The 8,820-nt window shown below is 67.6% G+C and carries 8 protein-coding genes and 2 pseudogenes; 6 read left to right on the top strand and 4 right to left on the bottom strand.

Going from position 1 to position 8,820, the window contains the following annotated elements:
- Nucleotides 1–328: hypothetical protein (locus CSW58_RS15900; protein ID WP_201721561.1), on the bottom strand; the 328-nt coding region annotated here is incomplete at its 3' end.
- Here CSW58_RS15900 and CSW58_RS15895 point away from each other — a divergent pair.
- The 3 genes from CSW58_RS15895 (at nucleotide 315) to CSW58_RS03935 (ending at nucleotide 1,830) form a co-directional block, all read left to right on the top strand.
- Nucleotides 315–737 (top strand): hypothetical protein, encoded by a 423-nt coding sequence (locus tag CSW58_RS15895; protein ID WP_201721560.1) that lies wholly within the window; start codon nucleotides 315–317, stop codon nucleotides 735–737. The genes CSW58_RS15900 and CSW58_RS15895 overlap by 14 nt on opposite strands.
- A gap of 126 nt (nucleotides 738–863) precedes the next feature.
- A complete protein-coding gene (locus tag CSW58_RS15890) occupies nucleotides 864–1,244 on the top strand; it encodes a hypothetical protein (RefSeq protein ID WP_201721559.1) in 381 nt (126 codons plus the stop codon).
- Nucleotides 1,245–1,269: 25 nt separating this feature from the next.
- Nucleotides 1,270–1,830: a sugar transferase gene (locus CSW58_RS03935; RefSeq protein WP_099446392.1), complete on the top strand. Its 561-nt coding sequence runs from the start codon at nucleotides 1,270–1,272 to the stop codon at nucleotides 1,828–1,830.
- A 119-nt stretch (nucleotides 1,831–1,949) separates the two neighbouring features.
- On the opposite strand, the gene CSW58_RS14765 is transcribed toward CSW58_RS03935, so the two are convergent.
- The gene (locus tag CSW58_RS14765; RefSeq protein WP_236627636.1) at nucleotides 1,950–2,168 is read right to left on the bottom strand and encodes a hypothetical protein; all 219 of its coding nucleotides are present in this window, start codon (nucleotides 2,166–2,168) and stop codon (nucleotides 1,950–1,952) included.
- A gap of 91 nt (nucleotides 2,169–2,259) precedes the next feature.
- Nucleotides 2,260–4,475, bottom strand: a pseudogene (locus CSW58_RS03925) (RNA degradosome polyphosphate kinase).
- Nucleotides 4,476–4,592: 117 nt separating this feature from the next.
- Between CSW58_RS03925 and CSW58_RS16035 the strand changes: the two are divergent.
- Nucleotides 4,593–4,700: pseudogene (locus CSW58_RS16035) on the top strand (hypothetical protein); the annotation flags it as partial.
- Between the two features lie 992 nt (nucleotides 4,701–5,692).
- Nucleotides 5,693–6,607: an STM4504/CBY_0614 family protein gene (locus tag CSW58_RS13660; protein WP_143755068.1), complete on the top strand. Its 915-nt coding sequence runs from the start codon at nucleotides 5,693–5,695 to the stop codon at nucleotides 6,605–6,607.
- Between the two features lie 7 nt (nucleotides 6,608–6,614).
- On the opposite strand, the gene CSW58_RS03915 is transcribed toward CSW58_RS13660, so the two are convergent.
- Entirely contained in the window at nucleotides 6,615–6,962 is a 348-nt protein-coding gene (locus tag CSW58_RS03915; RefSeq protein ID WP_099446391.1) for a hypothetical protein, read from the bottom strand.
- A gap of 219 nt (nucleotides 6,963–7,181) precedes the next feature.
- Here CSW58_RS03915 and CSW58_RS03910 point away from each other — a divergent pair, with 219 nt between their 5' ends.
- On the top strand, nucleotides 7,182–7,910 hold the full coding sequence (locus CSW58_RS03910; protein ID WP_099446390.1) for an EcsC family protein: 729 nt from the start codon (nucleotides 7,182–7,184) through the stop codon (nucleotides 7,908–7,910).
- The last annotated feature ends 910 nt before the right edge of the window (nucleotides 7,911–8,820 follow it).

The following is an 8,820-nucleotide window of genomic DNA, read 5'->3' as shown; positions in this document are numbered from 1 at the left end:
ACCTCCAGCGCCATCGCCGCCCTAGCCAGCGCGGCCGGCGGCCAGCAGCAGCGAAATCGAAACCGCCCTGCATCGCGCCATGGAGGCCTTGGCGGCCTCGGCCCACAAGGCCGGCGAGGGCGTCGAGCAACGGGCCGAGGCGGCCCGCAGCCGCGTCGACCAGCTCAACGAGATCGCCTTCGCGGTCGGCCAGAAGGCCGATACCGTGTTTGAATCGCGGATGGACGAGGCCCGCGACCTGATCGAGCAATCGGCCCAGGTCGTCGAACAGGCCGGGGCCCGCCACCGCCCAGAAGCTGGCCGAAAGCCTCCAGGTGGCCCGCAGCACCATCGCCGAGATGGAGGCCATGCTGGCCGAGGTCAGCCAGCGCACCGCCAGCATGCCCGCCGAGGCCCTGGAGCGGACCGAGCAGCTGCAGGCCCAGATCGAGCGGGGCGTCGAGGACCTGCGGGCCTCGGCCCGCCGCACGGCCGAGGAAACCGCCGCCATCGACCAGGCCTTCCAGGAGCGCGTGCGCCGCAACTACGACATGCTCAGCGAGGCTGTGGCCATGATGGGCATGAGCGCCGCCAGCGCCCCGGCCCTGGCCGCCCAGGCCTCGCGCCCCGCCACCCGGTGGCCCGACCGCCGCGCGCCGCCGCGCCGCCGCCGCCGCCCGCCGCGCCGCCCGAACCGCCCCCGGTCGAGCCCTACGCGCCGACCGAGGAGGCCGGCCCACGCCCCCGTCTGCGCCTGACCCGACCGCCAGCGACGAAGAGTTCCGGACCATCTTCGACGCCGCCGGCGGTCGTCCCGCCGCGCCCGCCGCCGAGTCCGCCGAGCCGGCGGCCGGGCCTGGTCGTGGCGCTCGCTGCTGTCGAGCATGGAAAACAGCTCGCCGGGCGACGCGGCCCTGGGCGAGAAGCTGGCCAGCGAGATCCTGGCCATGGGCATCGATCCCACCGCCCTGCTGCCGCGCGGCCGCATCGACGAGATCGCCGCCGCCATCCAGACCCATGATGCGGCCGGGGCCCGCGAGGTGGTCAAGAAGCTGGCCCCGGCCGCCATTCGCCGCCTGGTCCGGCGGCTGTTCTCGGACGCCACCCTTAGGGCCAATGCCGAGCGTTTCCTGCGTCGCCACGCGGCGATGATCGAGGAGGCGTCGGCCCAGGACCGCGAGGGCTTCCTGGTGGCCGCCCTGCTGTCGTCCGAGGCCGGCCGCGCCTATCTGCTGCTCGACGCGGCATCCGGCGACCTGGCGTGACGGCGCGCGGGGTCTCGGCTCCTTGCTGAAGCGATTGTTCGACGTCGCGGCGTCGGGCCTGGGCCTGCTGGTGCTGGCGGTCCCGCTGCTGGTCCTGGCGGTCCTGGTGCGGGCCACCTCGCCGGGGCCGGCCGTCTATTGGTCGCAACGGGTCGGGCGCGGCAACCGGCTGTTTTCCATGCCCAAGTTTCGCAGCATGCGGATCGACACGCCGCAGGTCGCCACCCATCTGCTCGAGGATCCCGACCGCTGGCTGACCCCGATCGGCGGGCTGATCCGGCGCACCAGCCTCGATGAGCTGCCGCAGCTATGGAGCGTGCTGGTTGGTCAGATGAGCCTGGTGGGACCGCGTCCGGCCCTGTTCAACCAGGATGACCTGATCGCGGCGCGCACGGCGCTCGGGATCGAGGCCCTGCGGCCCGGCGTCACCGGCTGGGCCCAGATCAATGGCCGCGACGAGCTGTCGATCGCCGAGAAGACCACCCTGGACGCGGAGTATCTGCGCCGCCAGTCCTTGCTGTTCGACCTGCAGATCCTGCTGCGCACCGCCGGGGCGGTGCTGCGGGCGAAGGGCGTGGCGCGCTAGCGGAGCTCAGGACGCTGGATTGATCCGGCAGGCCAGGGTGCGCCAGCGCCCATGGGCCTTGAGGTGGTAGCAGGTGCCGAAGGCGGTCTGGCCGCCGCGCCCGCGGGGGCCGCCCTTGGTCATGGCGTAGGGCCGGGACCCAGCAGGATCATCTCGGTCGTGGCGGCCCGGACGGGGCAGCGGCCCCACCACGACAGGGCCGAACCGGCGGCCACGGCCGGCCCATAGGCCTGTCCGCGGCTCTGGCCGCGCGGATCGAGGGTCTGGCGCAGGACCTGGGCCAGGGGCGCGTCGAAGCTGTCCTGGCCGGCCGGCTGGGCAGGGCCTGGATCGCGCACAGATCAGCCTGAACCGCCGGAGGCGGGGCGCAGGCCGCCGCCAGCTGGACGGCCAGGACGATCAACAGGGCCCGCCCGCCGGCGCCGAGCCTCATTTCTTGCGGCGCGGTCCCACATGGTCGAAGGCGCGCGGCAGGTCCTTGACCTTGTGGCCCCGGCCCGAAAGGCTGGGATTGGTCATGAAGTACTCATGGGCCGAGAAGGCGCCCTTGGCCGCCCAGGCCGGGTCGCGGGCATAGTCGCCCTCGCTGTCCAGTTTCCAGCTCTGGGCCTCGTCATTGAGGTTGGCGACCATGATCTGGTTGAGGATCTGCTGGTGCACCGTCGGGTTCTCGACCGGCACCAGGCTTTCGACCCGGCGGTCGAGGTTGCGCGGCATCCAGTCGGCCGAGCTGATGAACAGCCGGGCCTGCGCGCTGGGCATCTCGGCCCCATTGGCGAAGGCCACGACGCGGGAATGTTCCAGGAAGCGGCCGACGATCGACTTGACGCGGATGTTCTCCGACAGGCCGACGATCCCCGGCCTCAGGCAGCAGATGCCGCGCACCACCAGGTCGATGCTGACCCCGGCCTGGCTGGCCACATAGAGGGCGTCAATGATCTGCGGATCGACCACGGCGTTCATCTTGGCCCAGATGCCGGCCGGCTTGCCGGCCCGGGCGTTGTCGGCCTCGACCCGATCAGCCGCAGCAGGTCGGGCTTCATGGTCTCGGGCGAGAAGGACAGCTTTTCCAGGCCATGCGGCTGGGCGTAGCCGGTGATGAAGTTGAACAGCTTGCCGCCGTCGCGGCCCAGGGCCGGATCGCAGGTGAACAGCGACAGATCGGTATAAACCCGCGCCGTCTGCGGGTGATAGTTGCCGGTGCCGAAATGGCAGTAGGTGCGCAGGGCCTCGCCCTCGCGACGCACCACTACCGACAGCTTGGCGTGGGTCTTCCAGTCGACGAAGCCGAACACCACGTGCACGCCGGCCCGCTCGAGATCGCGCGCCCACTTCAGATTGTTCTCTTCGTCGAAGCGCGCCTTGATCTCGACCAGGGCGGTGACGTTCTTGCCGGTCTCGGCCGCCTCGATCAGGGCCGCCACGATCGGGCTGTCCTTGGAGGTGCGGTACAGGGTCTGCTTGATGGCCAGCACATTGGGATCGCGCGCCGCCTGGCGCAGGAACTGCACCACCACGTCGAAGCTCTCGAACGGGTGGTGGACCAGGATGTCCTTCTCGCGGATCGCCGCGAAACAGTCGCCGCCGTGGTCGCGCACCCGCTCGGGGAAGCGGGCGTTATAGGGTTTGAACTTCAGGTCGGGCCGGTCGGGCGGGATCAGCTCGCTCATCTGCGACAGGCCCAGCTTGCCATCGACCAGGATGACGTCGTCGGGCTCGGCGCGCAGGCCCTCGATGATGAAGTCGCGCAGGTCCTGCGGCATGGTGGTCTGGATCTTGACCCGCACCACCTGGCCCAGGCGACGCTTCTTCAGCCGCGCCTCGAACTCGCGCACCAGGTCCTCGGCCTCTTCCTCGATTTCCAGGTCCGAGTCGCGGATCAGGCGGAACAGGCCGCGGCCCTCGACCTCGTAGCCGGGGAACAGGTGGCCCAGGAACAGGATGATGAAGCTTTCCAGGGCCACGATCCGCCGCTCGCGCTTGCGGCTCTTGGCCGGCCCGGCCGACAGTTCCCAGAACCGCTGCACCTGGCTGGGCACCGGCACCAAGGCGTAGAGGTGCTTGTCGTCGCTGATCCGCCGCAGCTTCAGGGCCAGGCAGAAGCCGAGATTGGGAATGAACGGAAACGGGTGGGCCGGGTCGATGGCCAGGGGGGTCAGCACCGGGAACATCCGGGTCAGGAACAGCTCCTCGGCCCGCACCCGGTCGTCGCCCTCGATGTCCTTGGCGTCGAGCAGCTTCAGCCCCTCGTCCCACAGCTCGGTGCGCACCTGGCGCCAGATCGCCTGCTGCTCGGCCATCAGCTCGGCGGCCGAGGCGTTGATGCGCAGCAGCTGCTCGCCGGGAGTCAGGCCGTCCTGGCTGACCACCCGCACGCCCTCGCGCACCTGACCCTTCAGGCCGGCCACCCGGACCATGTAGAATTCGTCGAGATTGTTGGCGCTGATCGACAGGAAGCGCAGCCGCTCCAGCAGCGGATGGCGGCGGTTGGCGCTTTCCTCCAGCACCCGCTGGTTGAAGGCCAGCCACGACAGTTCGCGGTTGAAGAACCGCTCCGGCGAGCCCAGCAGCTCTTCGTCGACCACGCCCGAGGTCACGACGGGGGCGTTGGCGGCGAGGGGCAGGGCAGGGGCGGCGTCAGGCATGGTCAAGCTCTATCGGAACAGGGTTTTCGCATGGTGAACGCCGGGGGTGACGGGGGCAAGACACTCTGGCCGCGTTGCCGGGGCCGAGCCAGGGAAGATCCCGCCCCTTCCCAGGGTCATCCCGGCCGCAGCGCAGCGGAGCGCCGGGACCCAGGGGCCGGCGCATTGCGGTCGCCCCTGGGTCCCGGACAGCCTCTGCGAGGCTTCCGGGATGACAACGCTTTTGCCGCGAGCGGGCTGGCTTGGGCCACCCTGACAAACCGGGTGATGACGGAGGCCCTAGTCCTCGTCCTCGTCGCCGAAATCCAGCACCCGCGCCGCCAGGGCCCGGCTGACCTCGACCCGGGCCTCCGAGGCGGCCTCGTCGAGGCGGGCGACGGCGGCGATGGCCTCGGGGCGCCGCGCGGCAGGCGGGTCAGCAGATAGGCATAGACGTCGTCGGCCGGACGGATCAGCCGGGCGGCGAAGGCCCGCCGCAGCACCGCCGCCAGCACAGCCTCGTCGGGGGCCTCGATGCGGGCCACCGGCAGGGCGTTGAGCCGCGAGCGCAGGTCGGGCAGGGCGCAGTCCCAGGCCACCGGCGCCAGGCGGCCGGTCAACAGCAGGGTTCCGCCGTCGACCCCGGCCATGTTGATCAAGTGAAACAGGGTCTCGTCATCGACCGGCCCGTCGGCGGCGCGGCGGTCGGCGTCCTCGACCAGCAGCGGCCGGCCGCGCAGGGCCGGCAGGTCCAGCGGCGCGTCGGCCGGCCGGCCGGCCTCGACCACCACCGCCCCGACCCTCTGGGCCCAGTCGCGGGCCAGATGGGTCTTGCCCGTCGCCGCCGGTCCGACCAGGGCCAGCCGCCCCTCGGCCCAGCTCGGCCAGGCGTCCAGCGCCGCCACGGCCTCGGCATTGGTCGGCGACGCCGTGAACTCGGCGCGCGCGAACGACGGCGGGCTGTGCAGCGGCAGGCGGAACTGTCGGGACAAACGGGGCGCGTCCGGCGGGGTTACGGTTGGCGCAGGTATAGGCTGGGGCGGCGGTCAGGGCGAGTGGGGCGGGCGGGGAAGGTGGGGATGAGGCAGGGCGGGGTGTGGATGGATGTCCTGTCCAGCGTGTGATCAACTCTTCAGAAATGATCCATTTCGCGTCATTTTCTCAACGAACAGTTCGTTTGTGCACTCGAAGCACTCGCCCTAAGGTATGGTTACGTTTCCATTTCGAGGTGCCGCCCTATGGCTTTGCCCCAGCTTTATTCACGTAGAAAGCGGCAGACGCACGAGAGTGGTGATGACGTATACAAATACGACGAGATGCCGGAAAGGGTTAGGGTTCAAATATTAACCGTCGCAAAAGAAAATATACCAGACATAAAAAACGATGATGCTGTTGGCGGAAAATATATAATCGAATTATGCAAAATTATTGCTAAGGAAAAGGGGTTATTTCGTCTAGCTGGTTATCAAAATTGTGCATATGATGAATTTGTTAATTGGATGATGGGGGAATCTGATTTAGATTACGTATTTGATTCAATTGAAATTTTGACTCGAATATTTGTTGCTATAGAAGAAGACAGATATAGATTTGGATTGGGAAATTATGAGGCTCGGAAGCCAATTTCCGAAATTAATGCCCGTTTAAAAGAGGCTGCAATTGGGTATCAATTGGTTCAAGGTGAAATAATCCGGGTCGATTCCGAATTCCTGCACCAAGAGGCAATCGTTCCGGCACTGAAGATCACCGCTGATATTGCATTCCATGCAGTAAACGGAGAATTTAGAGCCGCACACGCTGCATTTCGGGCGGCAGATTATGAAACCTGCATAACGGAATGTGCCAAGGCATTTGAGAGCACTTTAAAGGTAATTGGTCAGGAAAGAGGTTGGGTCATTTCTGCGACGGATCCTGCAAAAAAACTACTCGATGCAGCCTATGCCGCAGGATTTATACCGGCGTACCTTCAGAACGAATTTACGGGAATTCGTACCGTTCTGGAGAGTTCTGTTCCCGTTATTAGAAATAAATCTGCTGCACATGGTGCCGGATCGCAGCCCCGCAATGTTCCTGAACACCTGGCAACATTTCAAATTCAGCAAACTGCCGCTGCAATACTATTTCTCATAAGACATCATAGGGCCATGCCGTAGCTATCATTCAGAACCTCCCTAACCCCCACCGCACCGCCAACAACCCAAACCCCACCACGATCACCGGTCCGAATGCCGCGAAGGTCCAGCGGGTGAGCCGCTCGGGCAGGAAGGTGTCGTAGGCCCCGTCCTTGGTCGCGCCGTATGTCTCGGCCAGGGCGGTGAGGGGGCATTTGAGGCCGGCGGCGACGAAGACCGCGCTCTCGACGGCGACCAGGCCGGCGGCGATCCCCAGCCACGGGCCGCTGGCCCCGGTGATCCCGGCATAGAGCACCCCCAGGCTGGCGGCGGCCATCACCAGATAGATCACCGTGTGCGCGGCGCGGACCAGGGTCAGGGCTTGGGCGTTGGTCATGGGGGGAGTTTAGCCGACGGCGGTCGAGTTTGGCGGGAGAAAGACCCCCTCCGGCCCTCCGGGCCACCTCCCCCAAGGGGGGAGGATTTGGAAATCGCCGCGCCGGGCAGATGCTCCCCCTTGGGGGAGCTGTCGCGGAGCGACTGAGGGGGTCTTCACGGCGGGGACGATCCCACACCCGTCTCCCCCTCCTGCCGATCCCCTGCTATCACTCCGCCCATGACCACACCCGCCGAAGACCTCGCCGCCTGGCGCGCCCGGATCACCCAGCCTCGCGGGGCCCTGAACCAGGCCGCGCGGTCGGTGCAGCGCAAGATCAACGAGATCATCCCCGAGAAGGTGCACGTGGCGGTGACCACGGCCATGGAGACCCTGACCCGCAGCATCCTGACCGGGGCCGACTTCGTCTCGGGCGGGCCGCTGCGCGAGCGCAGCCTGGAGGAGCGCGAGGCGCGGGTGCTCAGCGCCATCGCCGGCTGGAAGAAGGCCGCCGCCGCCGAGGGCGGGGTGGCCGGGGCCGGGGGCTTCATGCTGGCGGCCGCCGATTTTCCGCTGCTGATGAGCTTCAAGATCAAGCTCTTGTTCGAGATCGCCGCCCTCTATGGCCACGACGCCGCAGTGCTGGATGAGCGGCTCTACATCCTGCACATCTTTCAGCTGGCCTTTTCCGACGCCGAGCACCGGGCCCTGGTCCTGGAACAGATGGACGACTGGGACGCGCGTCGGGCCGAGCGGCCGTCCGACCTGTCGGCCTTCGACTGGCGGGCCTTCCAGCAGCAGTATCGCGACCATATCGACCTGGCCAAGCTGGCCCAGATGCTGCCGGTGGTCGGGGCCCCGGTCGGGGCCGTGGTCAACTGGCGGCTGGTCGACCGGCTCGGCGAAACGGCGATGATGGCCTACCGCATGCGCTGGACGGCCGCCCGGGCGTTGGGGTCGGCGGGTTAGGGTTTGATCCCCTCGGCCTGATTGGCGGAGCGGCCCTCTCCAGATCCTCCCCCCAGAGGGGGAGGTGTCGGCGAAGCCGACGGAGGGGGAAGTTTTGCTGACGCTCTGCGACTTCCCCCTCCGGCCCTCCGGGCCACCTCCCCCTTCGGGGGAGGATCTGGGCGCCCCCGAACGGGGATCCAGCTGGATCCATCAACGGTGACGCCCCCGCAAACCCCAACAACTTCAACGCCCTGAAAAATTATCAGCCTCACATCCCGTAGGCGCTCAAACCGCCCGTAAGCTCATCCCACCTCGTCGCGGTGGAAAGGGCGCAAGGCCAGCGACCGGTGCGGCGGCGGGGGTGATCGAGCGGGGCTGGGGTCGGGGCGGATACCCGACCGCGTCCGGGGCTTTCCGTCGCTGCGGAAACCCGCCCGCCGTCGGCCTGGGACGAAGGCAAACACGGGTGATTTGAGCCTTAGGCCCTCGTGCTTCGTCCGCCGCCAGGCCGGGAAACCGGTGGACGCGGCTTTCGGTAAGGCGTCAACAGCGCCGCCCGCCGGAAGGCTGATGATCGAGACGGTCGCGCGGCGCGTCGGACGTTGTCGAAACGGTACCCCCATCAAAGTTCTCCGGACGATGTCCGGCGCGCCGCGACCCTTTCCGTTTTCACCTTGCGGCCCGTTGGGGCGCGAGGCGGCGCGGGCGTGTTCGCGCCGCCGCCTGCCGCGCCGGGCGAACGGGGCAGGGACCGTCCCGCACCTCCCCTAAGGTCACCTGGCCTAACTGATCGATGTTCCCTTACATCCAAACAGCCGTTTGCATCACGCGGTCGGCTGTGCTTTCTCGCAGGCGAACACGCCCGTCCAACAAGGCGTGACCATGCACCGGGAGAGTATTGATGACCCAGGCCGCGCCCGCGACCGTT

It is taken from the genome of Caulobacter sp. B11 (assembly GCF_002737765.1).
Lineage (GTDB): Bacteria > Pseudomonadota > Alphaproteobacteria > Caulobacterales > Caulobacteraceae > Caulobacter.
This window is presented reverse-complemented; position numbering and strand designations above follow the sequence as displayed.

Excerpts from the sequence above, each read along its gene's own strand:
- CSW58_RS15890 (WP_201721559.1), top strand. The coding sequence starts at position 864 with ATGGAAAACAGCTCGCCGGGCGACGCGGCCCTGGGCGAGAAGCTGGCC.
- CSW58_RS13660 (WP_143755068.1), top strand. The coding sequence starts at position 5,693 with ATGGCTTTGCCCCAGCTTTATTCACGTAGAAAGCGGCAGACGCACGAG.
- CSW58_RS03915 (WP_099446391.1), bottom strand. The coding sequence starts at position 6,962 with ATGACCAACGCCCAAGCCCTGACCCTGGTCCGCGCCGCGCACACGGTG.
- CSW58_RS03910 (WP_099446390.1), top strand. The coding sequence starts at position 7,182 with ATGACCACACCCGCCGAAGACCTCGCCGCCTGGCGCGCCCGGATCACC.